The sequence below is a fragment of the Bradyrhizobium monzae genome (assembly GCF_021458635.1).
GTDB lineage: Bacteria > Pseudomonadota > Alphaproteobacteria > Rhizobiales > Xanthobacteraceae > Bradyrhizobium.
In genome coordinates this window covers 85,814-109,512 of sequence record NZ_JAIRDQ010000009.1, presented here as the reverse complement: position 1 = coordinate 109,512, position 23,699 = coordinate 85,814, and the positions used below count along the sequence as shown (strand labels likewise).

Genomic DNA, 23,699 nt, shown 5'->3' with positions numbered 1-23,699 from the left:
GCCGCCTCATGGCCACCGCAGCCTCGTGTCGTCGTGCGCTACTTCTTGCTGTAGCTGATGCGATAGATCGCGCCGGCCCAGTCGTCGGCGACGAGGATCGAGCCGTCCTTGGCGAGAATGATGTCATCGGGGCGACCGAGATAGCCCTGATCACCCTCGATCCATCCGGAGGCGAACACCTCCTGCTTGGCATTCTTGCCGTCGGGCCCGACGATCACGCGCATGATGCGGCCGCCCTGGTACTTGTGACGATTCCAGGAGCCGTGCTCGGCGATCAGGATGTTGTTCTTGTACTCGGCGGGGAACTGGTCGCCGGTGTAAAACTTCATGCCGAGCGGAGCGACGTGGGCGCCGAGGTTGAGCACGGGCGGTGTGAACTCGGAGCATTTGTGGCCCATGGCGAACTTCGGATCGGGAAGGTCGCCCTGGTGACAGTAGGGATAGCCGAAATGCTCGCCCATCTTCGAGATCATGTTCAGCTTGTCGCTCGGCAGATCGTCGCTGACCCAGTCACGCGCGTTCTCGGTGAACCAGTACTTTCCGGTACGCGGATCGACGTCGCCGCCGACCGAGTTGCGGACGCCAAGCGCCACGGTTTCGGCATTGCCGGTCTTGGGATCGACGCGCCGGATCTGCGCGACGCTGGTCGGGGGGATGCCGATGTTGAAGGGCGGTCCGAACGGAATGTAGAACCAGCCGTCCTTGTCGACGGCGATGTACTTCCAGCCATGCGCCGCGTAGGACGGCATGTCGTCATAGACGACCTTGCCCTCGCCGGGATTGTCGAGCTTGTTTTCGATGTCGTCGTAGCGGATCAGCTTGTCGACCGCGATGACGTAGAGCGCACCGTCCTTGACGGCCAGACCCGTGGGCATGTTCAGGCCCTTGAGGATGGTCTTGACCTCTTTCTTTCCGTTGTTGTCCTTGATGGCATAGACGTTGCCGAGGCCGAACGAGCCGACGAACAGCGTGCCCTTGTCACCCCAGGCCATCTGCCGCGCAGCCAGCACGCCGGAGGCGTAGACCTCCATCTTGAAGCCCGCCGGCAGCTTCACCTTCTTGATGATGTTGGCGAGCTCGGCATCGGAGGCGCCGGTCGGCGGACCCGAGGGCGGCGCGAGGCCCTTCTGCGCCTCGGTCTCGTCGCCGAGGAACCAGTCATCCGGCGGATGGGTCCAGAATTCCTTGGTGCCGGATTCGTATTTCTTCAGCGGTTTGCTTTTGTCCTGGGCGCTGCCAACACTGGTCCCGGCAAGAAGGGCCACGGCTGCAAGCGCCAACACGGATCGATGGATCATCGATTTCATCGCGTCACTCCCCTAAGGCAGCCGTCAGGGCTGCACGTTATTTTATTTTGCTGTTCGAGCGGGTGAAGTTCGGAGTCTGTCGAGGTGGCAGACGCAAAAAGGTTAGCACATCTGCGAGCGGTGAGAAGCGCGTCGCGTGCGGTGCAGTTGCGCTCAAAAAAAATTGAGACGGATTTCTCGCGTCGCGCACGTGGCGACGACAACGATCTCGCTGCAACGCGGAATCGAGATGACGCGCGCCTCATTTGCGGACCGCGAAATGGGTGACCAATCCAAAAACCGCGAAAACAACCCCATGCACAGTAGAACGGTCGAGACCGGATGGTGCGCGGTGACGGCGACCACGCAGCTGAAACATCGTGCGAATTGACAAAAGCGGCGACTATTTGGCGACGGGGTACGGACCGTCGTCAAATTGCGTGTCGTGATAGCCTTTCGCTCCCACCTCACGCGCCAGGTGGCTGCGGAAATCGGAGCCATCGCGCAGGCTGCGCAGCAGATGGGCGAAATCGAATTCCGGGTGCCAACCCAGCTCGCGCCGCGCGCGCTCGTTGACATAGACGCGGTCGATCTCGGGGAAGAGCCGCCAGCCGCGCGCCGCGTAGAGCTTCGCGCAATCCGGGTAGAGCTCGCGCACGACACCGGCAGCATCCCGGGCCAGCGCCGCAAGATGGTGCCGCCCAAACGGGGTTGTAGCCGACACGATATAGCGGGCGAACCCGATCTCCGGCGCTCGCGCTACGGCAAGCAGATGGGCGCTCACCGCGTCCGCTATATCCAGCCGGCGATAGAGCAGTTCGTTGGCCTGTGCGTTCTCCGTCGTGTAAGCCGAACGCATTGCGGGATCGTCGTCGTCCTCCGGAAAGAACCGCGAGGTCCGCAACACGACGACCGGCAGTCCGCGTTCGCGAAAGAACAGCTCGCACAGATTTTCCGCCATCAGCTTTGTGGTGCCGTAGATGTTCTTCGGGCTCGCGGGCAACTCCTCGGTGACCCACACCGCGGCTTGCCCGGCCTCGGGCCGAAGCTGCGAGCCGAACGCGCTGGTGGTGCTGGTGAAAACAAAGCTCTTCACGCCCGCGGCGACCGCCGCCTCGAGCAGGTTGAGCGTGCCGGTGACGTTGGTGTCGACAAAGGCCTGCTTGCCGTGGGTCGCCACATGCGGCTTGTGCAGCGTCGCGGTGTGGATGACGGCGGTGACGCCGTCCATCTGCGCCCGGACGAAGCCGGGATCGACGATCGAGCCTACGGCATCGGTGAAGGGCGATGGCTTCAGGTCGATCCCACGCGCCGGCGACCCGCGATCGCACAACGTCCGCAGGATCGCTTCCCCGAGGTGGCCGGCGCTGCCGGTAACCAGGATTGTCATGACACCTCCGGGATCAAGTCTTCGCGTCGCGCAGACAGGACTGAACGGGTTCAGCCCGCCTGACGCATCGACCGCCAACCGTGTGTGCCCGGAAATGGCTGCCGTCAATCACAGGCCAAGGCGGCGGGCATCGTCGGCGAGAAATGCCTGGCCGCTGCGGTGCTTCACACTCGGCAGATCGGCGACGCGCGTGCGCCACGCAACAAGAGCGGCATAGTCGCCCGGGATCGTGATCCCGGCGGCGCCGGCGAACATCAAGCCGACAAAGACGGTGATATCAGCCATCGAGAACGCATCGCCGGCGACATAAGGCTGCCGTTCCAGCACGCCGTTGAAATAGGTCATCCCGGCGCGGGCACGCTCGCCTTGCCGCCGACCCCATTCGTCGCGGCCGCTCCAGTCGAGGCTCTTGAAGGCCTGGAGCTGCGGACCAAGGCCCGGGGTTGCGTAATGGAAATAGTCTCCGACCGGATCGAGCAGCTCGGCTTCCGCGCGCCGCTGCATCATATGGATCAGCGCCCTCTGCCTTGGAGTCGTGCCGGTCAGCGTCGGGTTGCCGTCGAGATGGTCGAGATATTCGGTGATGGCCGTGGATTCGGAGATGTGCGTGCCGTCGTCGAGCTCAAGCACAGGCAGGACGCCAGACGGGTTCTTTTGCAGGAACGCGGGGCTCTTGTGCTCGGCCCCGATCAGGTCGATCGGGACAAACTCGACCTTCGAATCGATCTGCTTTTCCGCGAGCACGATGCGGATGCGGGCCGGGTTGGGGAAGCCTGGGCGGTCAAAGATCTTCATGCGGCACCTTGTGTCTGTCTATCGATAGATAGGTTATGCGTGTCGCCCCGTTACCCCCTTCCCATAGTTCCGGTCAACAGCTATCTATCGATTGATAGGTAACGATTTCGATGGCGAAGACCAAACCCGACATGCGTGAGGCCGTTCTGGCCGCAGCGCGCGCCGCAGTGCAGGCGCGCGGATACACCGCGCTGAGCTTTCGCGAGCTGGCCAAGGAGGTCGGAATCAAGAGTGCCAGCGTGCACTATCACTTTCCAACCAAAGGCGATCTCGGCGTGGCCTTGGCGCGGCGCTATGCCGAGGAAGGCGCCGCCTATCTGGAGGACATCCTCGCGACAGTGCCCGATCCACATACGTGCTTCGACCGCTACGTCGAGATCTTTCGTGCCGCACTCGCCAACGGCAATCGCATGTGCCTGAGCGGCATCATGAGCGCCGAGCTCGACGACCTTCCCGAAGAGGTGAGACTCGAGATCGATCGCTTTCCCCGCATGAATATCGCCTGGATCGCGCGTGTGCTGGCGATAACGAAGCCCGCTGCCGGCGAAGAGGAAAGAGGCGAACGCGCGATGGCGATCTACGCCGCGATCGCGGGCGCACAACTCATTGCCCGCGGGCGCAATGACATCTCGGTCTACGACCGCGCCATCGAGGCCTATCGTGTCTCGGGATTGATTCCCTGAGCCGCTTGATTGCGAAGTTGGTTGGCCGGGTATAGATATTCTACGTCGATCCCGTATTGACGGGACACCTGGATGGCGACGCAGATGAATATCCCCGTCCTCGTACTTGCGACTGTAAATGCGCCGTATGGCAAAAAGCTAAGCGCGCAGGAGCTCGTCCATTGCCTGCTGGACCCCTCTGCGGCGAAGGCCGCCTGTGGCCCGATGTCGTCATTCTTTGGGGATGTTGAACCCAAGCTACAAATCGCGTTCGCTGAGATGTATGGCATCAGCCGCGATCAACTGGTTGCCGCGGCGAAGGCGTTTGCCGACTTTTCGGGACAATCCAATCCACTGGCGGCGTAACCGGTGAGCGCTCAATCCGATTGGGCGCAGCTGTTTCGCATTGCCTGTGCGATGATCCGGCAAGTGAACGCCGAACAGGAAATCATTGATCATTGGTCGTTCGGCGGCGGCACGGCGATGATGCTGCAAATCGATCATCGGATAAGCCACGATGTCGATATCTTTCTCGCGGACCCTCAAGTCCTTCCCTTTCTAGATCCACAGAAGCATGACTTCCACTTCGAGGTTGGGCCTGCTGATTACAAAGGAGATGGCGCACGTCTCCCGAAGCTCGGTTTTGAATTTGGAGAGATCGATTTCATCGTCGCGCAGTCGCTGACTTCCTCCCCGACCACGCAATCGACAGTTGAGGGCGAAATGGTCCTCCTGGAGACAATCCCGGAAATCATTGCGAAGAAAATCTATCATCGGGGCGATAGCATCGTGCCGCGCGATATATTTGACATCGCGGCGGCCGGCGAAAAGCACGCCGAAGCCATCATCAGGGAGCTGGCCAGCTATCGCAACAGCGTCACAAGCACGCTGGCCGCAATCGACAGACTGAAGCCTGACTTTGTGAGCGCAGTAATCAACCAGCTCTCGATCAAAGACCCATATTTGCCGATCGCGAACATCGCGCTGGAAAGGACCCAAGAGCTTCTTCGCGCTGTATGATCAGGGAAGTGGCCCTGAATAGCGGGTTGGCACCCATTTCGGCGCAGCCCGGGACTTGGAGCAACGACCTACACCAAGATCGGTGCAGCAACTCGCTCTGGGCGGAATAGCTAGCTCATTTGGATGCTGGAAAAAAATTGGAGCGGGCGAAGGGGCTCGAACCCTCGACCCCGACCTTGGCAAGGTCGTGCTCTACCACTGAGCTACACCCGCATCCTGTGTCGGTCGCGTGACGCGCCGGCAACGGCTGTCGTATGCCAAAAGCGGGCGGCGAATGCAACAGCTACCGGCGGCATCAATTCGCTTTCGGAGCCCCCATATGAGCCCGAACCCGGCCGAATCACCCCAAAACGCCCTGGAACTGCCGAATCGGCGCCGGTGGATTGAAATTCGGCCGGCCCGGCCCAATTTTAGGGCCTGAAACGAAGCATATGCGATGGCGACGTGCTAAAGACCCGCCATTCCAGACATCAGACGAGGGGATCCCGTGACGATCATCGACCAGGGTAACGGAGCGAGCCCGGCTGCAGCCGATCTGATCAAGGACACCACCACCCAGACCTTCGTGAAGGACGTCATCGAGGAATCAAAGCGCCAGCCGGTGCTGATCGACTTCTGGGCGGAGTGGTGCGGCCCCTGCAAGCAGCTCACCCCCGTGCTGGAGAAGGCGGTCAAGGCGGCCAAGGGCAAGGTCAAGCTGGTCAAGATGAACATCGACCAGCATCCGGCGATCCCGGGCCAGATGGGCATCCAGTCGATCCCGGCGGTGATCGCCTTCGTCAACGGCCAACCCGCCGACGGCTTCATGGGCGCGGTGCCGGAGAGCCAGATCAATGCCTTCATCGAAAAGGTGACCAAGGGCGTGACCGCGCCCGGCGAGCCCAACATCGCCGAGATTCTGCAGGAGGCCGAGGCCGTTCTCGCCGAGGGCGACGCCGCTGCGGCAGCCCAGATCTACGCCGAAGTGCTACAGTACGATTCGACCAACATCGCGGCACTTGCCGGCCTCGCCAAATGCTACGTCACCTCCGGCGCGATGGAGCAGGCCAAGCAGACACTGGCCATAGTGCCGGAATCCAAGCGCAACGATCCCGCCGTGAAGGCCGTGCAGACCGCGATCGACCTCGCCGAACAGGCTGAAGCGCTCGGCCCCGTCGCTGAACTGGAACAGAAAGTCGCCGCAAACCCGCTCGATCATCAGGCACGCTTCGACCTCGCCACCGCGCTCAACGCGCAAGGCAACCGGGCCGCCGCCACCGAGCAGCTGCTCGCGATCGTCAAGCGCGACCGCAAATGGAACGACGACGGTGCCCGCAAGCAGCTGGTGCAGTTCTTCGAGGCCTGGGGCGGCGCGGACGAAGCGACCGTCGAGGGGCGCAAGCGCTTGTCGACGATCCTGTTTTCGTAGGGAAAACGATGAGTTGGAGCATGACCTTGTCGGAAAGCCGCTTCACACTTTGCGCTGACGCGGTCCTCCGGATCCGGATCATGCTCTAGCGACGTCAGCGGGGACCAGATGCCGATCAACATCGAATATCGCGGCCCCGCCGACCTTCCGGAAATCATCCCGGTGTTTCCGCTGCCGGGCGCGCTGCTATTGCCGCGCGGCCAGATGCCGCTCAACATCTTCGAGCCGCGCTATCTCGCAATGGTCGACGACAGTTTTCGCGACGGCCATCGCCTGATCGGCATGATCCAGCCGGACGCGGCGCATTCGCCCAAAAATTCCGACAAGCCGGCGCTGTTCCGCGTCGGCTGCGTCGGCCGCATCACTCAGCTCGCCGAATCCGGCGACGGCCGCTACATCCTCGAGCTCACCGGCGTCGCGCGCTTCAAGGTGATCGAGGAGCTCGAAGTGCTGACCGCCTACCGGCAGTGCAAGGTGGACTTCTTCACCTTCATCGACGACTTCACCGCGCGCAAGGGCGAGGACGAGGTCGATCGCGAGGCGCTGTTGACGGTGCTGGCGGATTTCCTGAAGGCCAACAATCTCAAGGTCGACTGGGAAGGCGTCGAGAGCGCACCCAACGAGGCGCTGGTCAATGCACTGGCGATGATGTCGCCCTATGGCCCCGCCGAGAAGCAGGCGATGCTGGAAGCGCTGGATTTGAAGACCCGCGCCGAGATCCTGATCGCGGTCACCGAGATGGACCTCGCCAAGAAGCGCACCAGCGGCGATCCGCCGTTGCAGTGAGTGCGCGAGGGTTCACGCCGCGCGAACGGCCGCCCGGGCACCTCGCCTCAGGATTTTCACGACGCCGGATTGAGGCATCGGCCGGCCGAAATAGTAGCCTTGCGTTTCGGCACAGCCCTCTTCACGGAGAAGATCGAGCTGCTCCTTCGTTTCGACGCCTTCGGCGGTCGTCGTCTTGCCGAGGCTGACCGCGAAGCGAACGACCGCTCGCGCGAGATCATGCGCGTCTGCGCTTGCGCTGGACAGTTCGTTGACGAAGCTGCGGTCGACCTTGATCTTGTCGAACGGGAATCTCTGCAGAAAGCTCAGCGATGAATAGCCGGTGCCGAAGTCGTCCAGGGCGATTCGCACGCCGAGCTCGCGCAATTGACCAAGTGCTGCGAAGACGACTTCGCTGTCATGCATGATGACGGTCTCGGTCACCTCGAGCTCGAGCCGGTGTGGCGCAACTCCCGAATTCGCCAGTGCACCGACGATGACCGGGACAAGGTCCTTGCTCCTGAATTGGGCCGGGGACAGGTTGATCGCGATCCTGAGATGGGCGGGCCATTTGGCCGCTTCCGCACAGGCAGTCCTGAGGATCCATTCTCCCAGCGGCACGATCAAGCCGGCCTCCTCCGCGAGCGGAATGAATTCGCCGGGCATGACCAGGCCTCGCCGCGGGTGATGCCAGCGCAGCAGGGCTTCGAAGCCGCGGATCTCGCCGGTCGCAGTATTGACGAACGGCTGGTAGTGCAGCTCGAATTCGTGGCCGGCAAGCGCATCCCGCATGTCGCGCTCCAGGTTGCGCCGCGCATGCATGAGCTCGTCGAGTTCCGGCTCGAAGAAACGGAATGCACCGCGTCCACCGCTCTTGGCAGAGTAGAGTGCCAGATCCGCGCTCTTCATGAGCACGTCGGAATCGTTGCCATCGCGCGGCGCGATCGCAATGCCGATGCTGGTGCCCACCGTGACGCGGTGATCGTCGAGATCGAAGGGTTCGCAAAGCGCCTTTTTGATCCTCTCGGCGAGGGCGGCGGCCTCAACGGCCGGGTTGGTGACGTAGTCGATCACCGCGAACTCGTCGCCGCCCAGCCGGGCGATCAACGCTGTTTCCGTGGTGCAATCGCGCAAACGCGCGGCGACGGCGCGCAACAGGGAATCGCCCGTCGGGTGTCCGAGCGTGTCGTTGACCTCCTTGAAGCGGTCGAGGTCGAGCATGAGCACGGCCAGATCGAGGCCGCCATTGCGGGTCACGGCAAGTGCATGCTCCATCCGCTCTCTGAGCAGCACGCGGTTCGGCAGATCGGTCAGCGCATCGTGTTGTGCCATATGAGCAATCTTGGCCTCCGACCTGCGTTGCTCGGTGACGTCAAGATGCGTGGCCACCCAGCCGCCGCCGGCCATCGGTTGTCGCGTCACGCAGATCAACCGGCCGTCCGCGAACTCGTCGATTCTGCTCGAGACGGCATCGAACGGCAACGCGGCCAATTTCGACAGGAATTGCGCGGCGGCGCCCTCGCTGGTGTCGCTCTTGAGGATGCCGGTCACGACGCGATGCCTGATGATGTCGACGTGCGGGGTCCCCGTTCTCAGCAGCTCCGGCGGCAATTGATAGAGCCGGGCATAACGGTCGTTGCAGACGACAAGTCGCTTCTCCGCATCGAACATGCACAAGGCCTCGACCATGTTGTTGATGGCCGTATCCAGCCTGAGTTTCTGGTCCTGGATTTCCTGCTGCGAATCTTCCACCTGTTGCCTGGCGCGCGAAAGTTCGCTGATGATTTCCTCGAATCTGCTGGTTCGGGTCGCAAGGCGACGATCGGCCAGGACGCCGACGAAGCTCATCCCGAGCACCGACAGGGCCACACCGGCAATTGCAACGGCGAGGAAGGCCGGCGAAAGCGACCATGTATCGTTTTCCAGCGTCGGATCGGGAACGATCTGCACGGCTCCCATGGCCGTGAAATGATGCGACACGATGGCGAGCGTCAGCAGCAAAGCCGAGGCGAAGGTTCCCCGCTTGCCCTTGCTGCCCATGGCCACCGCGAGGGCGGCATAGCCCAGGACCATGCCGAGGCCGATCGAGGCGAGCACCAGCCCCGGCGACCAGGTCACATGACCCGGCACTTCGAGGGCCCACATGCCGATATAGTGCATGCTTGCGATGCCGGCGCCGATGATGCCGCCACCGGCAGCTGCGCGCCAGCGGCCCGAATTGTAGACGGCAACTCCGAATCCGCCCGACGTCAGGATCATCGCCGCGGCGAGTGACAGCGCTGTCAGAACGAGGCCGTAACCGGTCGGGACGCCGGGCTCGTAGGCGAGCATTGCGACAAAATGCGTCGCCCAGATTCCGTAGCCGATGGCGGCACCGGCGATCGCGATCCAGATCAGCCGCGTCCAGGCGCGCGACGCGATCGCGCGATGAAAGATGCTGACGGCGACGATGCTTGCGGCGAAGCAAACCAGGCCAGCGAGCACAACGAGCCGCCAATCGTGCTCGGCCGCCAGGCAGGAAAAAACGCGGAACATGCAATAGCGCTCCCTCGTCAATACTACCGAGAATTGATCCGGTCGGACTTGCTCCGCGTTAATTTTCCGCAATGCCCAGTTGCATACCTATCACGAGGTAAACGTCGCTCGGAAAATGACGCCAATTGGCAGTATTTGTGCGGGGAAGCGACTGCCCTGAAACTACCTGGGTAAGCGGACCCGCGGCTGCATCCGTTCGAACTCTGCCGGTTCCGCCTAGGAACGGTTCCGAATGCGCTTGCGCCCTGTGATCATCGCGCGGATCAGGTTCTCGCGCTGAAGCATGCCCATCAGCACCACGCCGACCACATGCAGCACGACCAGGACGATGACCGCGTCCGACGCGTAAGCGTGGGTGTCCTCGATCCACCAGACGCCGAAGAAGGTGACGGTCACCGACAGTGCGCCCGTGATCGCCGAGACGCTGAGTGACAATAGCAGCGCCACCAGCATCAGGGTGCCGGCCGGGTTGAGCCCGATGTAGCGGCCAGTGATGCCGCGGCGCAGATTCCAGAGATAGTTGGGCACGGCACGAAGTCTGACGCCGACCATGCGAAAGCGCGAATAGCGGCTGCCGCAAAATCCCCAGACCAGGCGGAAGGCCAAGAGCCCGATAATGCTATAGCCGACGATGCGGTGAAGACTGTCGTAGACGGTGGGCGTGAACCACGCGGCCAGGACGCTGGCCGCAAGGGCCCAGTGCCAGAGACGCAGCGGAAGGTCCCAGACCGCGACCGTTCCATCCGCGGGAGTCCGGTCGAACGCCCCGCGCGCTTCTGGCACCGATTTGTCGTTCAAGCCGGGACCACTCTCAAACCTTGGCTGAAGACATTACTTGGCTATCGTGTGCTTCAGGCTGAGATCTTCCGGGCTGTAGAACAGCTCGTAGAGCTTGCCTTCCTTGACGCCGTAGACCTCATAGCACGAGCCTTCGATCTTCGAGCGCCGCACTTCATAGCCCGCCGCCTTGGCCTTGGCTTCGGCATCACCAGCCGGTTTCCACGACGCCTTGTCGAGCGTGGTGCAGTTCTTGAAACCGTCGGCCATCGCCGTCGACCCCATGCCGATCCCGACCGTCAGTGCAATGGCAAGAACACGAATGACTCTCACGAATGTCTCCTCCTCTGTCGTGTGCGCGAAGCGCGCCCGAAGGAAGCAAAGGAGAGGGTGAAGTCAACTCGCTACGGGGATCGAATGGCCTTAGAGATATTCTAACGGGAGCCAAAAGATCAGTGCCCTCCGTGCACCGCGCATATTTGGCAGCTCGCTGCGGCCTTAAGCCTCACGGCTTGGATTCGGCCGAAAACCTCGCGAACCACGTCAGGCCGCGCGGCGTGGGCTGGAATACTGGCGTTGCAGCCAGTCCGCCCAGGCGAGACGCCCGCGCACGCCCTGACTGACGACAAAACCCATGCCGCGGGCTCTTGTCTCGGACATGGATACCGGCAGGATTTTTCGATGCAGCCCTCGCGCATCCCGATACAGGCCGGCCAACGCGGCAACGCTGAGGTCGTCGGGACCGCCAATCTCCGCGCGCTCGCCGCATGTCCCGTCGAAAGCGCAGGCCACGACGTGATCGGCAACATCCGTCGTGTCGACAGGATTGAACACCGTCGTCGGCATCGGCCACACCGGAAGCCAGGCGAGGCCCGCAAGCATCTTGTCGAGCAGATAATAGAATGGCATCGCGCGAACGACGGACCACGACAGCGCGGAGGCGCGAACCAGCCGCTCGCCGGCGAGCTTGACCTGTGCATAGGGCAGCGTGGCCTCGTCGAGCCCGACGATCGACACATGCAGGAAGTGCCGCACGGACTGCCGCTGGCAGAGCGACAGCAATCGCTCCGTTCCCTCGACATCGACGGCGGAAGGCGACGTGAAGAAATCGACGGGCCGAACACCGCCTCGCCGCGCGATCGGCGAATACGTCGCCGCATTGATGACGGTGTCGACGCCCTGCAAGGCCTCTGGCAGGCCAATGCCCGTCGCGAGATCGCCCATGGCCCATTCGACGTCCGATCGGGCGCCTCTCGCGCGCGCAAGCAACCGAACGCTGTGGCCGTCGCGAACCAAGCGATCGACGATATCCCGACCGAGATGACCTGTGCCTCCGGTGACGAGTGTCAGTGCCATGCTTCAGCTCCATCGCGGTGTGCGGTTCTCGATATTGCTCCTGACCGCTTCGATGTGATTGGGGGTGCCGAGCAACGCGGCCTGCTCGGCGGTCTCGGCGGCAAGACCCGTGGCTTCGTCCGAGCGCGCGGCGAGATTGAGGAGCCGCTTGGCGGCACGGACCGCGTCCGGGCTACGGCTTGCGATCTCGTCCGCAACCTTCAATGCGGTAGCCAGCGGATCGTCGGCAAGTCCGGTCGCGAAACCATAGGCCAGCGCTTCGTGGGCCGAAAACACGCGACCGGTATAGGTCAGCTCGCGCACGACATCCTCACGTGCGAGGCGACGCATCAATTGCGTGCCGGCCATGTCGGGTACCAGGCCCCATTTGGCTTCGATGACGCCGAGCTTTGTTTCCGGCGCAAGATAGCGAAGGTCCGCGCCGAGCGCGAGCTGGAAGCCGCCACCGAAGGCGACGCCATGGACCGCGGCAATCACGGGCACGGGCAACTCGCGCCAGAGCCACACCAGGTGCTGTGCGTAGTTCGCCATGCCGTGGCTTCGCTGCGTCAGGTCGATCGACGGGAGCAGCGGATCGCCTCGCGTTGTGGCCAGAATCCGATCCAGGTCGACGCCCGCGCAGAACGCACGGCCTTCGCCGCAGAGAACGACGACACGGACATCATCGCGAGCACCAAGCTGGGTTCCGGCTGCGATGAGCGCCTCGAACATCGCGGGGTCGAGTGCATTCATCTTGTCCGGCCGATTGAGCCGGACATGGCCCACGCCGTTCGCGATAGCAAGACGAACACGATCTTCCATGACACCACTCCGCTTGAATGTGCGGCCTGTCGTTGCGACGGTCAGTAGCCGGCCACCGCCATCGCCACGACCACGCTCAGCGCCATCCAGCCGAAATGCCGGCCACGCGTCGCCCATGCGTTGGCGCAGGCGGAGAAGCCAAAGACGCCGATCATGGTGAGAACGATCCAGCGGCGCGCCAAGCCGGAGTCCATCCAGGGCGTCGCGATCAGGAGCACGCCGCAGCCGATCCAGGCCACGGTCGAGGCCTGCCAGACCAGGCGGATCAGGGTGCGGAGCCGCGGTGGCTCGATCGTAGCGCGGGGAAAGACCTTGGTCTCGCCGAGGATGCCATGGATGAGCGCCACCACGATGGCGAGGATTCCGGCACACTGGAGCATGAGATCACGCATCGAGGTCTCCATACATCTGTGTATGGTGAGATAGACGCTGGCCTGCCGCCTGTCAATACACTAGTGTATGGTCGATTTCGGAACCCGACATGACCGAACAGCTCTCCGCCGACGACTGGATCAGCCAAGGCCTCAAGGCGCTCACCAGGAGCGGCTTCACCGCACTGAAGGCCGATCCATTGGCAAAGGCCATGGGCGTCTCCCGCGGCAGTTTTTACTGGCATTTTGCCGATCTCGGCGCGTTCCACACGGCCGTGCTGAAACGCTGGCGCGAGATCGCAGCCGAGGAGATCATCGCTGGTGTCGAGGCCGACAGCGACGAGCCGCTGACGGCGCTGCTGCGCAGGACCTTCGGCGCCCGGCTCGATCTGGAGCGCGCGGTGCGCAACTGGGCGGCGTTCGATCCGGCGGCGCAAGCGGCTGTCCGCGCCATCGACCGCCGCCGGCTCGACTATATCGAGGCCCTGCTGGCGAAGCGGGGGCTCGCCGCGGCAATGGCGCAGGCGCGCGCGCAGATCCTGTACTGGACTTTTCTGGGCTATGCGCTCTCAAGCCCGCAGCTGCCGGCTGCGCGGCTCCACGGCCTGCTCGACGAGATCCAGCGCATGGTATCAGCGTAACCCGCGATGGGCGGCCGCAATTTTCTATGCTACAGGCAGCCGATCGCCGGAGACCACGATGAACGCGCCCACCGAACGCCCCGAAAACAGCGTCGATCCCAAATTGCTGGAGATCCTGGTCTGCCCACTGACCAAGGGTCCGCTGGAATTCGACGCGGCCAAGCAGGAGCTGATCTCGCGATCCGCAAAACTCGCCTATCCGATCCGCGACGGCATCCCGATCATGCTGCCGGAAGAGGCGCGCAAGATCGATTGAAGAGGGGCGAATAGGAAGTAACGAATAGCGAATGGATCTCTATTCGCCATTCGCGCCCTCACAGCGCCTCGCCCTTCAGCAATTTCGGTATCTCACCCGTCAAACCCGCCGCCTGGCGAATGAAGAGATTCTTCAGCGGCGGGGTGCGGTCGACGATACCGAGGCCGATGTCGCGAAACGTGCGCAGCAAGGTCGACTGGTTCGAGAACAGGAAGTTCAGCGAGTTGGTGGCGACGCCCATCGCCATGGTGTCGAAGCGGCGCCAGCGCTGGTAACGCTCGAGCACGTCGGCGCCGCCGAGATCCATGCCGAGCCGCGCGGCGTCGACCACGACCTCGGCCAATGCAGCAACATCCTTCAGCCCCATGTTGAGGCCCTGTCCGGCGATGGGGTGAATGACGTGGGCGGAATCGCCGACCAGCGCGAGGCGCTCGGCGACGAAGGAGCGGGCCACGAAATAAGACAGCGGGAACGCGCGCGGCTTGTCGAGCGCCTTGACCTCGCCGAGATGCAGGCCGAAGCGCTGCTCGAGCTCGCCGTGAAACTCTTCGTCGCTCAAGCCGACGATGCGCGCGGCCTCGGCGCGGCGCTCGGTCCACACCAGCGAAGAACGTTTTCCGGTCAGCGGCAGGATCGCGAAGGGGCCTGCCGGCAAGAAGTGCTCTTCGGCGCGGCCTTCATGATCGCGCTCGTGACCGACGGTGACGACGATGCCGGATTGATCGTATTCCCAGCCATGGGTGGCGATGCCGGCACGCTCGCGCAGCTTCGACTTCGCACCATCGGCCGCGACCAACAGGCTCGCGGCGATCCTGCTGCCGTCGCCGAGCGTCACATCCACGCCATCGGCACTCGCGTCGTAAGACGCAACGATGGTGGCGCGGAGATCGATGCCAGCGGCTTCGGCGCGGACAACCAGCGCATCGATCAGGCGGCGGTTCTCCACCATATGCGCGAAAGGCTCGCCGGGCGCGACATCGCCGGCGAAATTCAGGAACGCCGGACGCGTCGCGTCCTCCAGCTTGGAATCGGTGACGACCATGTCGAGGATCGGCTGGGCTTCGGCCTTGACATCGTCCCAGGCGCCGAGCGCCTCGAACAGACGGCGGCAGGCCGCGACGATGGCCGTCGCGCGCGGATCGCGGCTCGGCCGAGTGGCGAGCGCAGGATCGGCGACGATGACGGGAATCTCGGGTCCGAGCCCCTGGCGCAGCGCCAGCGCGAGCGCGAGGCCCGCGAACGCGCCACCGCCAATGACTATGCTATTCTGTGACATACCAAATTCCCGGCCAACTCTTGGTCTTGCTAGCAGACTTGAGGTGGGCGAAACAGTGCGGTGAAACAAGGGCGGAACGCCCCATTGTGTCATTCCGGAGCAGCGCCCCCCGAATGACGATGCGAAAGCTGAATTCCATGTCCAAGAGCCTGATCGACCTGATCTCGATCCTCGACCTCGAGCAGCTCGAGGTGAATTTGTTCCGCGGCAACAGCCCGAAGACGAGCTGGCAGCGGGTGTTCGGCGGGCAGGTGATCGGACAGGCGATGGTCGCGGCCTGCCGCACCGTCGAGGGCCGGCTGCCGCATTCGCTGCATTGCTATTTCATCCTGCCGGGCGATCCGCAGATCCCGATCATCTACCAGGTCGAGCGGCTGCGCGACGGCAAGAGCTATTCGACCCGCCGCGTCACCGCGATCCAGCACGGCAATGCGATCTTCTCGATCATGGTGTCGTTCCATGCCGGGGAGGAGAGCGCGTTCGATCACCAGGAGAAAATGCCCGACGTGCCGCCGCCGGAAAAGCTCACGGCCGAGGAGGTGGCGAAGCAGCCGATGTTCCGCGAGATGCCGGACTTCATCCGCCGCTATTACGAGTCCGATCGTCCGATCGAGCTGCGCCCGGTCGAGCTCGGCCGTTACTTCGGCCAGAAGATCGAGGATGGCCGCATCCATGTCTGGATCAAGACGGCGGCTACGCTGCCGGACGATCCGGCGCTGCATATGTGCGCGCTCGCCTATGCCTCGGACTTCTCGCTGCTCGACGCGATCATGGCGCGCTATGGCCGCACGCTGTTCGACAAGCGCATGATGCCGGCGAGCCTCGACCACGCAATGTGGTTTCATCGCCCGTTTCGCGCCGACGAATGGCTGCTCTACGCGCAGGATTCACCGAGCGCGCAAGGCGGCCGCGGCCTGACCCGCGGCTCGATCTTCAAGCCCGACGGCACGCTGGTCGCCTCCGTCGCGCAGGAAGGCTCCGTGCGCGAGCGGAGGAGCTGATCGCCCCAAGCGCGCTAAGCCGCGCTCAGGGCTGTTCGGGTCGTGCTTACATTGCGCCCCGCGGCGCGAGCTCGGTCTGCGATGCGAACCAGTTCATGATCCAGCGATAGACCCACGGGATCGGGATGATGAAGCCGCACAGGATCGCGGCCACGATCCCGCGCCAGAGAATTCCAAGTCCGCTGCCCCTGAAGATGATCTCCCGACGCGTGCCCTGGATATTGCGATACATCCAGCGCAGCTGGGCCGCGGCGACCCAGGCCCATCCGATGATCGTGATGATGGAGATCGCGAACAGCAGGTTCCAGCCGATATAGCCGAGCACCGAGCCGGTGAAGCTGAGGCCGACCGGCTGGCCGTTGGAGGCGATGTTTGCAACCATCCATTTCAGCAGCATCCAGTAGAGAACGATCTGGACGATGTAGAAGGCGGCGCTCAGAATCTGGCTGCCGATGTAGCCGATGACAATCGCCACAACGATGAAGCCGAAGAACCAGGGCACGATCGCCATCGCAGAGCCGGTGAAGGAGAGGTTCGGCCGGCCCGGGACCCTCACGCAGGACACGATCCATTGCGTGTACCAGACGAACAGCCACGGAATCGGGATGATGAAGCACGAGCCGATCAGCATCACCAGCGTGCGCCACGTGAAGTCGAGGATGCCGAAATCGACCGACAGCGATCCGCCGGCAGCGCTGCCGGCGCCGGCATAGCTTCCGCCGCCCATCATCGGCGGGCCTCCAGCCGGCATCATCGGCGGCGCGCCGCCGCCCGACATCAGACCGGGAATTTCGGCGGCCTTCTGCCAGCCGGCCATGCCCTCGGACCACACCAGCGTATCGCCGCGCACGACGCCCTCGCCGATCAGGTCGCGGAATTGCCCCTCCGGGTAGGGCCCTTGCTGCTTGCCCTCGGATGCGTAGAACCAACTCGCCATGAAGCGCCCCCCAAAATACTTATGTCCCGCCCGGCAGGTGCGGGTTCACCGGATCCATGCCAAAAATGCATTGTGACGGATGAACCGTTGCCCTGTACAGAGGCGGCCGTTCACATGGCCTCCCTTGGCCAAACGTTTTTCCGCTTCAATCTGCAAGTTTTTTGTGCCATTTGCCCGGAAAGATGCCAGATTGACGCAGCGCCGGGGACATACGGCGCGGCGCTCCCCGGGAAATAGGCCTGACCATGAAACTCGTCGTCGCGATCATCAAACCTTTCAAGCTCGATGAGGTCCGTCAGGCCCTGACGGCGATCGGCGTCCACGGCATGACCGTGACCGAGGTCAAGGGCTACGGCCGCCAGAAGGGTCACACCGAGATCTATCGCGGTGCAGAATATGTCGTGAACTTCCTGCCGAAGCTGCGGATCGAGATCGCGGTCGCCTCCGACGTCGCCGACAAGGCGGTCGCCGTGATCACCGCGACCGCCCGCACCGGGCAGATCGGTGACGGCAAGATCTTCGTCACGCCGATCGACCATGCGCTGCGCATCCGCACCGGCGAAACCGACAGCGACGCGCTTTAAAGCTCAAACACGTCTTCGATCGCACCGGGCAACGACGCCATGGCGTGCGACGCCAATTGATGCCGGGGGGAAATGACATGGCGGGATTGTTGCGCCGCGTAGCCGCTATGGCTGCGCCGATCGGATTTACTTGGGTCATGGCTTCGCCGGCGCGCGCCGCGACGGGCGAGATCAACACCGCCGACACTGCCTGGATGATCGTGGCCACCGCGCTGGTGCTGATGATGACGATCCCGGGACTTGCGCTGTTCTATTCCGGCATGGTGCGCAAGAAGAACGTGCTCGCGACCATGGCACAGAGCCTTGCCGCGGTGACGATCATCTCCATTCTCTGGGTCGCGTTCGGCTATTCGCTGTGCTTCGTCGGCGACGGCCCCTGGATCGGCTCGCTCGACCGCTGGTTCCTCGCCGGCATGACCATGGACAGCGTGAACCCGGCGGCGAAGACGATCCCCGAAGCGCTGTTCATGCTGTACCAGATGACGTTTGCGATCATCACGGTGGCGCTGGTCGCGGGCTCCGTCGCCGACCGCATGCGGTTCTCCGCCTATCTGCTGTTCTCCGTCGCCTGGTTCATCTTCGTCTACATTCCGCTGGCACATTGGGTGTGGGGCGGCGGCTTCCTCAACAGCATGGGTGTGCTGGATTTCGCCGGCGGCCTCGTCGTGCATCTGTCGGCCGGCACTGGCGGTCTCGTCGCCGCGAAGGTGATGGGACGCCGTCACGGCTACGGCACTGAAAACCTGTCGCCGTTCGATCTGTCGCTCGCGGTGATGGGCACCGGCCTGTTGTGGGTCGGCTGGTTCGGCTTCAACGGCGGCTCGGCCGGTGCTGCCAATTCGCGCGCAGTGATGGCGATCATCGCGACGCATCTGGCGGCCTGCTCCGGCGCGCTGACCTGGGGCGCGATAGAATGGTCGACGCGGCGCAAGCCGTCGGTGCTCGGCATGATTTCGGGCGCAGTGGCCGGCCTCGGCACCATCACGCCGGCTTCCGGCTTCGTCGCGCCGTGGCATGCCATCATCATCGGCATCGCCGCAGGCGGGATTTGCTACTGGGCCTGCACCTGGCTGAAGCACCGCTTCAATTACGACGACTCGCTCGACGTGTTCGGCGTCCACGGCATCGGCGGACTGACCGGTACGCTGCTCGCGGGCGTGTTCGCAACCAGCGCGATCGGCGGCACGGCCGGCCTGCTCGAGGGCCATCCGCAGCAATTGCTGATCCAGCTCTACGGCGTCGCCGTCACCTTCGTCTGGTCGGCGGGCGTGAGCTTTGTCCTGCTCAAGCTGGTCGGCCTGTTCGTGCCCTTGCGGGTTTCGCGCGAGCACGAGCTCGAGGGGCTCGATATCTCGCAGCACGGCGAAGCGCTTCAGTAATCCGGGCTTGCGCAATACATAAGTACGTGCTTATGTGTTGCCATGATCGAAGCCGACATCTTCAAGGCGCTGGCCGACCCGACGCGCCGAAAAGTCTTTGAGAAGCTCGCCGGCGGAAGCCTGAATGCCAGCACCTTGCGCGACGGTCTGGAGATCAGCCAGCCGGCGATGTCGCAGCACCTTTCGGTGCTGCGCGCGGCGGGCCTCGTCCGCGAGCAGCGACAGGGCCGCTTTGTGAATTACGAAATCGACCCGGACGGAATCGTGGCCATCGGCACATGGCTTGCGCGCTATCGCGCCTACTGGCCGAAGCGCATGGACGCACTCGCCGATCTCTTGAAGGAAATGGATCAATGAGCGACGCAGCGAAGCCCGATCCGTCCGACGAAGCCCTGGTGCACGAAGAAGCCTTGGTGCTCGAATATGAATTCGATGCGCCGCCGGCAAAGGTCTGGCGCGCCGTGACCATCCCGGCTTTGCGCGAGCGCTGGCTGCCGGATTGCGATCTTGCGGGCGCCGAGCCGGAATCAACGATCGCAGGCGAAGAGGTGCGCTACCGGCTTCGTGATTCGGAGCCACCGTTTCGCGAGAGCCACGTCATCTTCCGGATCGAGCCGAACGAGGACGGCGGCACGCGTTTTCGCATCATCCAGCAAGTCTGCGACATCACACTTCCGCAGCCGGCTAACAGCAATTGCTGCCTGATGCGCGCGGCCGCCTAACAGCAACAAGATTTCATCACCTGCAGACATGGAGGTCGCCGATGCGCGACATGCTTCAGCTCGTCCCTATGGTCGTCGAACAATCCGCCCGCGGCGAACGATCCTTCGACATCTACTCGCGGCTCCTGCGCGAGCGCATCATCTTCCTCAACGGCGAGGTCAATGATGCGATGTCGGGACTGGTCTGCGCCCAGCTGCTGTTCCTGGAGGCGGAGAATCCGAACAGGCCGATCAATCTCTACATCAATTCCTATGGCGGCGTGGTCACCTCTGGGCTCGCCATGTACGACACCATGCAATTCATCAAGGCGCCGGTTCATACGCTGTGCATGGGCACCGCACGCTCGATGGGCTCGTTCCTGCTGATGGCCGGCGAGCCCGGTCACCGCGCCGCGCTGCCCAATGCCAGCCTTCACGTGCATCAGCCGCTCGGCGGCTTCCAGGGCCAGGCGTCCGACATCCTGATCCATGCCAATGAAATGCAGGAGACCAAGCGGCGTATCACGCGGCTCTATGCCCAGCATTGCGGGCGCACCGAGGCGGAGGTGGAACGGACCCTGGACCGTGACCACTTCATGACGGCGCAGCAAGGGGTCGAATGGGGGTTGATCGACCGGGTCTTTGCGGAGCGCGAGGCCGCCTGAGCGACGGGTCGGTTGCGCGTATCCCGTGGGCACGTCGCGACCCGCCGCGATCTTTCGCGGCACGGGGACGCCCTTGAGGAGCTCCCCCTGTAATTGAATACCTCTTCACTGCTCGACACGTGAGCAACGATTGTGTCGGCAGCCTGTCATGCCTGCTTTTTGATCAAGCCTGACCATGGATTGAGCGCGACGTAATAGCGCACTGCACCGCGATACCCGTCAAACGCGAAAACCCCCGCTTTCATAGTCCGTTAGGCAAGCGGCCCGATCTGGCACGGCATTTGATTCTAAGGGTCCCGGCTGTGCCCGCGTAGTGAACTTTCTCCCTCGTGGCGAACCAGTCGAGAAACGCCCGGCCGCGTCCGGACCGGGCCCAAGCGGGGATAGGACCCATGAAAATTGTTATGGCGATTATCAAGCCATTCAAGCTGGAAGAAGTCCGTGACGCCCTGACCGCCATTGGCGTTCACGGTCTCACGGTGACGGAAGTCAAGGGATATGGCCGTCAGAAAGGCCATACGGAAATCTACCGCGGCGCCGAATATGCCGTGAGCTTCCTGCCCAAGATCAAGATCGAAGTCGCCGTCGCCTCCGAGCAGGTCGACAAGACCATCGACGCCATCACGTCCGCCGCCAAAACCGGACAGATCGGCGACGGCAAGATCTTCGTCATCAACCTCGACCATGCGGTTCGCATCCGCACCGGCGAAGCCGACGCCGCGGCCCTTTGATTTCGCGCTCAACCAGAATCCAATCAGGAGTAAATGAAATGACGTTTAAGCGTCCCTATGGCGCGGGATTGGCGGCTCTCGCAGTCGGCCTGTTCGCTGCGACCGCAGCCTATGCCGAGCCAACGGTCAACAAGGGGGATAACGCCTGGATGCTGACATCGACAGTGCTCGTGCTGTTGATGACGATCCCGGGTCTCGCGCTGTTCTACGGCGGCCTCGTTCGTTCCAAGAACATGCTCTCGGTCCTGATGCAGGTGTTCTACACCGTCTGCGTCGTCACCGTGATCTGGGCCGTGTACGGCTACAGCCTCGCCTTCACCGGCGGCTCCGACTTCATCGGCGGCTTCTCCAAGGCCTTCATGATGGGCGTCACCACCGACTCGAAGGCCGCGACTTTCTCGGTCGACGCCAACATCTCGGAGCTCGTCTATGTCTGCTTCCAGATGACCTTCGCGGCGATCACGCCCGCCCTCATCGTCGGTGCCTTCGCCGAGCGCATGAAGTTCTCGGCGGTCGCCCTGTTCATCCCGCTCTGGGTCACGCTGATCTACTTCCCGATCGCGCACATGGTCTGGTATTGGCCCGGCCCGGACGCGATCCAGGATGCGGCCAAGGCTCTGGCTGCTGCGGCTGATGGTGCAGCGAAGACTGCGGCTCAGGCCAAGCTCGACGAGATCAACGCCGACGCCGGCTGGATCTTCAAGAAGGGCGCGATCGACTTCGCTGGCGGCACCGTGGTGCACATCAACGCCGGCATCGCAGGTCTCGTCGGCGCTCTCCTGATCGGCAAGCGCACCGGCTACGGCAAGGAGCTGATGGCTCCGCACTCGCTGACCATGTCGATGATCGGCGCCTCGCTGCTCTGGGTCGGCTGGTTCGGCTTCAACGCCGGCTCCAACCTCGAAGCCAACGGCGGCGCAGCCCTCGCCATGACCAACTCCTTCGTCGCCACCGCAGCCGCCGCGCTGTCGTGGATGTTCGCGGAGTGGATCGTGAAGGGTCATCCGTCGGTGCTCGGCGTCATCTCCGGCGCCGTCGCGGGCCTCGTGGCCGTCACGCCTGCCGCCGGCTTCTCCGGCGTGATGGGTGCGATCGTCCTCGGCCTCGTGGTCGGCGTGGTCTGCCTGTTCTTCTGCACCGTGGTGAAGAACGCGCTCGGCTACGATGACTCGCTCGACGTGTTCGGCGTGCACTGCATCGGCGGCATCGTCGGCGCCCTCGGCACCGGCATCCTGGTCAATCCGGCTCTCGGTGGTGCGGGCATCATCGACTACACCGCGATCCCGCCCAAGGTTGCCGATTACGACTTCGCGGCGCAGATGCTCTCCCAGATCGAAGCCGTCTGCACCACGCTGGTGTGGTCGGGCGTCGGTTCGGCGATCCTCTACAAGGTCGTCGATGTGATCGTTGGCCTCCGTGCCAATGTCGAGAGCGAGCGTGAAGGTCTCGACATCACCGAGCACACCGAGCGCGCCTACAACATGTAACCACTCCTCCCGGGCGCGATCTCTTCGGGGATCGCGTCCACAACTACGGTTTGGGCACATACCCGGCAATGCCCCGACCGTTGAGGGGCTCCAGCGCAAGTTGGAGCCCCTTTCTTTTTGCTCCACGCCTGGAAGAAAAAGATTGCCATTCCAGATGGCCGGGGCAGAAATAACGACCACAACGAACAACAAAACGGGAGGTCGTCATGCGTTTGGAAGGCGGATGCTATTGCGGCGAAGTGCGCTATGTGGCCGAGGGCGATCCGATGATGCAGGCCCAATGTCACTGCCGCGAGTGCCAGTACATCTCGGGCGGCGCGCCCAACACCTTCATCGCGATGCCGGCGACGGGCTTCAGCTACATCACCGGGCAACCCAAACAGTTCACCCGCAAGGATCTCGAGCGCGCCGTCACCCGTGAATTCTGCGCCGAATGCGGCACCCATCTGGTGACCAAGGTTCCGGGACTGCCGGCGGCAATCCTCAAGGTCGGCACGCTGGACGAACCGAAACAGTTCCATCCGCAGATGGCGATCTACACCTGCGACAAGCAGGAGTTCCACGCAATCCCCGCGGGCATGGCGACGTTCGAGAAACTGCCGGGGCACTGAGGATCGAGCCGAGCCAGGAAATCGGTGCGCTCCCTCTCCCGCTTGCGGGGGAGGGTTGGGGTGGGGGTATCTCCACAGAGGGATCCCCCAAGAGGAGACAGCCCTCACCCGCCACGCTCTTCGAGCGCGTCGACCAGCGGGAGAGGCGAAAACCAACCCTCATCCCGTTGTTATCCGGCCTCATTATTCCCGCTCTGGACGGGTCGGCCGACCGATGGTTAATCGCGTCTTAACCTCGCCCTATCTATGGTGAACTGAACCGCT

General features: G+C 63.2%; 27 protein-coding genes and 1 tRNA gene. 16 read left to right on the top strand and 12 right to left on the bottom strand.

The features are described 5' to 3' along the window. Nucleotides 1–38 precede the first annotated feature (38 nt). From K3F49_RS28390 to K3F49_RS28380, 3 genes are all read right to left on the bottom strand, one after another. Nucleotides 39–1,307, bottom strand: a complete 1,269-nt coding sequence (locus tag K3F49_RS28390) for a PQQ-dependent sugar dehydrogenase (protein ID WP_234684200.1) — start codon at nt 1,305–1,307, stop codon at nt 39–41. Between the two features lie 382 nt (nt 1,308–1,689). Continuing rightward, nucleotides 1,690–2,676, bottom strand: a complete 987-nt coding sequence (locus K3F49_RS28385) for an NAD-dependent epimerase/dehydratase family protein (RefSeq protein WP_234684199.1) — start codon at nt 2,674–2,676, stop codon at nt 1,690–1,692. Nucleotides 2,677–2,784: 108 nt separating this feature from the next. Then, nucleotides 2,785–3,471 carry a glutathione S-transferase family protein gene (locus K3F49_RS28380; RefSeq protein WP_234684198.1) on the bottom strand — a complete coding sequence of 229 codons (687 nt, stop codon included), beginning with the start codon at nt 3,469–3,471 and terminating at the stop codon, nt 2,785–2,787. 110 nt (nt 3,472–3,581) lie between these two features. Here K3F49_RS28380 and K3F49_RS28375 point away from each other — a divergent pair, with 110 nt between their 5' ends. The 3 genes from K3F49_RS28375 to K3F49_RS28365 all read left to right on the top strand — a co-directional run bounded on the left by K3F49_RS28375 (nt 3,582) and on the right by K3F49_RS28365 (nt 5,153). Beyond that, nucleotides 3,582–4,154: a TetR/AcrR family transcriptional regulator gene (locus tag K3F49_RS28375; RefSeq protein WP_234684197.1), complete on the top strand. Its 573-nt coding sequence runs from the start codon at nt 3,582–3,584 to the stop codon at nt 4,152–4,154. 72 nt (nt 4,155–4,226) lie between these two features. Then, nucleotides 4,227–4,499, top strand: a complete 273-nt coding sequence (locus K3F49_RS28370; protein ID WP_234684196.1) for a hypothetical protein — start codon at nt 4,227–4,229, stop codon at nt 4,497–4,499. A 3-nt stretch (nt 4,500–4,502) separates the two neighbouring features. Then, nucleotides 4,503–5,153, top strand: a complete 651-nt coding sequence (locus K3F49_RS28365; protein ID WP_234684195.1) for a nucleotidyl transferase AbiEii/AbiGii toxin family protein — start codon at nt 4,503–4,505, stop codon at nt 5,151–5,153. Nucleotides 5,154–5,291: 138 nt separating this feature from the next. Here the strand turns inward: K3F49_RS28365 and K3F49_RS28360 are convergent. Beyond that, nucleotides 5,292–5,366: transfer RNA gene (locus K3F49_RS28360), tRNA-Gly, on the bottom strand. 274 nt (nt 5,367–5,640) lie between these two features. Between K3F49_RS28360 and trxA the strand changes: the two genes are divergently transcribed. Both trxA and K3F49_RS28350 read left to right on the top strand, forming a co-directional pair. Then, the gene (gene trxA / locus K3F49_RS28355; protein ID WP_234684194.1) at nt 5,641–6,561 is read left to right on the top strand and encodes a thioredoxin; all 921 of its coding nucleotides are present in this window, start codon (nt 5,641–5,643) and stop codon (nt 6,559–6,561) included. A 108-nt stretch (nt 6,562–6,669) separates the two neighbouring features. Continuing rightward, complete coding sequence (locus tag K3F49_RS28350; RefSeq protein ID WP_234684193.1) at nt 6,670–7,347, top strand: LON peptidase substrate-binding domain-containing protein; 678 nt, start codon at nt 6,670–6,672, stop codon at nt 7,345–7,347. Nucleotides 7,348–7,359: 12 nt separating this feature from the next. On the opposite strand, the gene K3F49_RS28345 is transcribed toward K3F49_RS28350, so the two are convergent. The 6 genes from K3F49_RS28345 to K3F49_RS28320 all read right to left on the bottom strand — a co-directional run bounded on the left by K3F49_RS28345 (nt 7,360) and on the right by K3F49_RS28320 (nt 13,187). Beyond that, complete coding sequence (locus tag K3F49_RS28345; protein WP_234684192.1) at nt 7,360–9,861, bottom strand: EAL domain-containing protein; 2,502 nt, start codon at nt 9,859–9,861, stop codon at nt 7,360–7,362. Nucleotides 9,862–10,077: 216 nt separating this feature from the next. Continuing rightward, the gene (locus tag K3F49_RS28340; protein WP_234684191.1) at nt 10,078–10,659 is read right to left on the bottom strand and encodes a cytochrome b/b6 domain-containing protein; all 582 of its coding nucleotides are present in this window, start codon (nt 10,657–10,659) and stop codon (nt 10,078–10,080) included. Between the two features lie 33 nt (nt 10,660–10,692). Next, nucleotides 10,693–10,971 (bottom strand): PepSY domain-containing protein, encoded by a 279-nt coding sequence (locus tag K3F49_RS28335; RefSeq protein ID WP_234684190.1) that lies wholly within the window; start codon nt 10,969–10,971, stop codon nt 10,693–10,695. 210 nt (nt 10,972–11,181) lie between these two features. After that, entirely contained in the window at nt 11,182–11,994 is an 813-nt protein-coding gene (locus K3F49_RS28330) for an SDR family oxidoreductase (protein ID WP_234684189.1), read from the bottom strand. 3 nt (nt 11,995–11,997) lie between these two features. Continuing rightward, nucleotides 11,998–12,795, bottom strand: coding sequence for a crotonase/enoyl-CoA hydratase family protein (locus K3F49_RS28325; protein ID WP_234684188.1), 798 nt, complete (start codon nt 12,793–12,795; stop codon nt 11,998–12,000). Nucleotides 12,796–12,836: 41 nt separating this feature from the next. Further along, entirely contained in the window at nt 12,837–13,187 is a 351-nt protein-coding gene (locus K3F49_RS28320; protein ID WP_234684187.1) for a hypothetical protein, read from the bottom strand. 89 nt (nt 13,188–13,276) lie between these two features. Here K3F49_RS28320 and K3F49_RS28315 point away from each other — a divergent pair, with 89 nt between their 5' ends. Both K3F49_RS28315 and K3F49_RS28310 read left to right on the top strand, forming a co-directional pair. Continuing rightward, entirely contained in the window at nt 13,277–13,807 is a 531-nt protein-coding gene (locus K3F49_RS28315) for a TetR/AcrR family transcriptional regulator (RefSeq protein WP_234684186.1), read from the top strand. A gap of 58 nt (nt 13,808–13,865) precedes the next feature. Continuing rightward, nucleotides 13,866–14,063: a Trm112 family protein gene (locus tag K3F49_RS28310; RefSeq protein ID WP_200297414.1), complete on the top strand. Its 198-nt coding sequence runs from the start codon at nt 13,866–13,868 to the stop codon at nt 14,061–14,063. Nucleotides 14,064–14,121: 58 nt separating this feature from the next. Here the strand turns inward: K3F49_RS28310 and K3F49_RS28305 are convergent, their stop codons facing one another. Further along, a complete protein-coding gene (locus tag K3F49_RS28305; protein WP_234684185.1) occupies nt 14,122–15,339 on the bottom strand; it encodes a ubiquinone biosynthesis hydroxylase in 1,218 nt (405 codons plus the stop codon). A gap of 137 nt (nt 15,340–15,476) precedes the next feature. Here K3F49_RS28305 and tesB point away from each other — a divergent pair, with 137 nt between their 5' ends. After that, nucleotides 15,477–16,340, top strand: a complete 864-nt coding sequence (gene tesB / locus K3F49_RS28300; RefSeq protein ID WP_234684184.1) for an acyl-CoA thioesterase II — start codon at nt 15,477–15,479, stop codon at nt 16,338–16,340. Between the two features lie 46 nt (nt 16,341–16,386). On the opposite strand, the gene K3F49_RS28295 is transcribed toward tesB, so the two are convergent. After that, nucleotides 16,387–17,277, bottom strand: a complete 891-nt coding sequence (locus K3F49_RS28295) for a DUF4339 domain-containing protein (RefSeq protein WP_234684183.1) — start codon at nt 17,275–17,277, stop codon at nt 16,387–16,389. A 245-nt stretch (nt 17,278–17,522) separates the two neighbouring features. On the opposite strand from K3F49_RS28295, the gene K3F49_RS28290 reads away from it, so the two are divergent. The 8 genes from K3F49_RS28290 (at nt 17,523) to K3F49_RS28255 (ending at nt 23,435) form a co-directional block, all read left to right on the top strand. Continuing rightward, nucleotides 17,523–17,861 carry a P-II family nitrogen regulator gene (locus tag K3F49_RS28290; protein WP_008142802.1) on the top strand — a complete coding sequence of 113 codons (339 nt, stop codon included), beginning with the start codon at nt 17,523–17,525 and terminating at the stop codon, nt 17,859–17,861. A 77-nt stretch (nt 17,862–17,938) separates the two neighbouring features. After that, nucleotides 17,939–19,240, top strand: a complete 1,302-nt coding sequence (locus K3F49_RS28285; protein ID WP_234684182.1) for an ammonium transporter — start codon at nt 17,939–17,941, stop codon at nt 19,238–19,240. Nucleotides 19,241–19,282: 42 nt separating this feature from the next. After that, on the top strand, nt 19,283–19,597 hold the full coding sequence (locus K3F49_RS28280) for an ArsR/SmtB family transcription factor (protein WP_234684181.1): 315 nt from the start codon (nt 19,283–19,285) through the stop codon (nt 19,595–19,597). Beyond that, nucleotides 19,594–19,962, top strand: coding sequence for an SRPBCC family protein (locus tag K3F49_RS28275; RefSeq protein WP_234684180.1), 369 nt, complete (start codon nt 19,594–19,596; stop codon nt 19,960–19,962). The genes K3F49_RS28280 and K3F49_RS28275 overlap by 4 nt, the downstream gene beginning before the upstream one ends. 41 nt (nt 19,963–20,003) lie before the next feature. Further along, nucleotides 20,004–20,606, top strand: coding sequence for an ATP-dependent Clp protease proteolytic subunit (locus tag K3F49_RS28270; RefSeq protein ID WP_038932646.1), 603 nt, complete (start codon nt 20,004–20,006; stop codon nt 20,604–20,606). 392 nt (nt 20,607–20,998) lie between these two features. After that, the gene (locus tag K3F49_RS28265) at nt 20,999–21,337 is read left to right on the top strand and encodes a P-II family nitrogen regulator (RefSeq protein WP_027535364.1); all 339 of its coding nucleotides are present in this window, start codon (nt 20,999–21,001) and stop codon (nt 21,335–21,337) included. 38 nt (nt 21,338–21,375) lie between these two features. Continuing rightward, nucleotides 21,376–22,824 (top strand): ammonium transporter, encoded by a 1,449-nt coding sequence (locus tag K3F49_RS28260; protein WP_234684179.1) that lies wholly within the window; start codon nt 21,376–21,378, stop codon nt 22,822–22,824. Nucleotides 22,825–23,030: 206 nt separating this feature from the next. Continuing rightward, nucleotides 23,031–23,435 (top strand): GFA family protein, encoded by a 405-nt coding sequence (locus tag K3F49_RS28255; RefSeq protein WP_234684178.1) that lies wholly within the window; start codon nt 23,031–23,033, stop codon nt 23,433–23,435. Nucleotides 23,436–23,699: the final 264 nt, after the last annotated feature.

What these genes read in the sequence shown, in the direction of transcription:
- K3F49_RS28390 (WP_234684200.1), bottom strand. Translation starts at nt 1,307, where the DNA reads ATGAAATCGATGATCCATCGATCCGTGTTGGCGCTTGCAGCCGTGGCC.
- K3F49_RS28385 (WP_234684199.1), bottom strand. Translation starts at nt 2,676, where the DNA reads ATGACAATCCTGGTTACCGGCAGCGCCGGCCACCTCGGGGAAGCGATC.
- K3F49_RS28380 (WP_234684198.1), bottom strand. Translation starts at nt 3,471, where the DNA reads ATGAAGATCTTTGACCGCCCAGGCTTCCCCAACCCGGCCCGCATCCGC.
- K3F49_RS28375 (WP_234684197.1), top strand. Translation starts at nt 3,582, where the DNA reads ATGGCGAAGACCAAACCCGACATGCGTGAGGCCGTTCTGGCCGCAGCG.
- K3F49_RS28370 (WP_234684196.1), top strand. Translation starts at nt 4,227, where the DNA reads ATGGCGACGCAGATGAATATCCCCGTCCTCGTACTTGCGACTGTAAAT.
- K3F49_RS28350 (WP_234684193.1), top strand. Translation starts at nt 6,670, where the DNA reads ATGCCGATCAACATCGAATATCGCGGCCCCGCCGACCTTCCGGAAATC.
- K3F49_RS28345 (WP_234684192.1), bottom strand. Translation starts at nt 9,861, where the DNA reads ATGTTCCGCGTTTTTTCCTGCCTGGCGGCCGAGCACGATTGGCGGCTC.
- K3F49_RS28330 (WP_234684189.1), bottom strand. Translation starts at nt 11,994, where the DNA reads ATGGCACTGACACTCGTCACCGGAGGCACAGGTCATCTCGGTCGGGAT.
- K3F49_RS28325 (WP_234684188.1), bottom strand. Translation starts at nt 12,795, where the DNA reads ATGGAAGATCGTGTTCGTCTTGCTATCGCGAACGGCGTGGGCCATGTC.
- K3F49_RS28320 (WP_234684187.1), bottom strand. Translation starts at nt 13,187, where the DNA reads ATGCGTGATCTCATGCTCCAGTGTGCCGGAATCCTCGCCATCGTGGTG.
- K3F49_RS28315 (WP_234684186.1), top strand. Translation starts at nt 13,277, where the DNA reads ATGACCGAACAGCTCTCCGCCGACGACTGGATCAGCCAAGGCCTCAAG.
- K3F49_RS28310 (WP_200297414.1), top strand. Translation starts at nt 13,866, where the DNA reads ATGAACGCGCCCACCGAACGCCCCGAAAACAGCGTCGATCCCAAATTG.
- K3F49_RS28305 (WP_234684185.1), bottom strand. Translation starts at nt 15,339, where the DNA reads ATGTCACAGAATAGCATAGTCATTGGCGGTGGCGCGTTCGCGGGCCTC.
- tesB (WP_234684184.1), top strand. Translation starts at nt 15,477, where the DNA reads ATGTCCAAGAGCCTGATCGACCTGATCTCGATCCTCGACCTCGAGCAG.
- K3F49_RS28295 (WP_234684183.1), bottom strand. Translation starts at nt 17,277, where the DNA reads ATGGCGAGTTGGTTCTACGCATCCGAGGGCAAGCAGCAAGGGCCCTAC.
- K3F49_RS28290 (WP_008142802.1), top strand. Translation starts at nt 17,523, where the DNA reads ATGAAACTCGTCGTCGCGATCATCAAACCTTTCAAGCTCGATGAGGTC.
- K3F49_RS28285 (WP_234684182.1), top strand. Translation starts at nt 17,939, where the DNA reads ATGGCGGGATTGTTGCGCCGCGTAGCCGCTATGGCTGCGCCGATCGGA.
- K3F49_RS28280 (WP_234684181.1), top strand. Translation starts at nt 19,283, where the DNA reads ATGATCGAAGCCGACATCTTCAAGGCGCTGGCCGACCCGACGCGCCGA.
- K3F49_RS28275 (WP_234684180.1), top strand. Translation starts at nt 19,594, where the DNA reads ATGAGCGACGCAGCGAAGCCCGATCCGTCCGACGAAGCCCTGGTGCAC.
- K3F49_RS28270 (WP_038932646.1), top strand. Translation starts at nt 20,004, where the DNA reads ATGCGCGACATGCTTCAGCTCGTCCCTATGGTCGTCGAACAATCCGCC.
- K3F49_RS28265 (WP_027535364.1), top strand. Translation starts at nt 20,999, where the DNA reads ATGAAAATTGTTATGGCGATTATCAAGCCATTCAAGCTGGAAGAAGTC.
- K3F49_RS28260 (WP_234684179.1), top strand. Translation starts at nt 21,376, where the DNA reads ATGACGTTTAAGCGTCCCTATGGCGCGGGATTGGCGGCTCTCGCAGTC.
- K3F49_RS28255 (WP_234684178.1), top strand. Translation starts at nt 23,031, where the DNA reads ATGCGTTTGGAAGGCGGATGCTATTGCGGCGAAGTGCGCTATGTGGCC.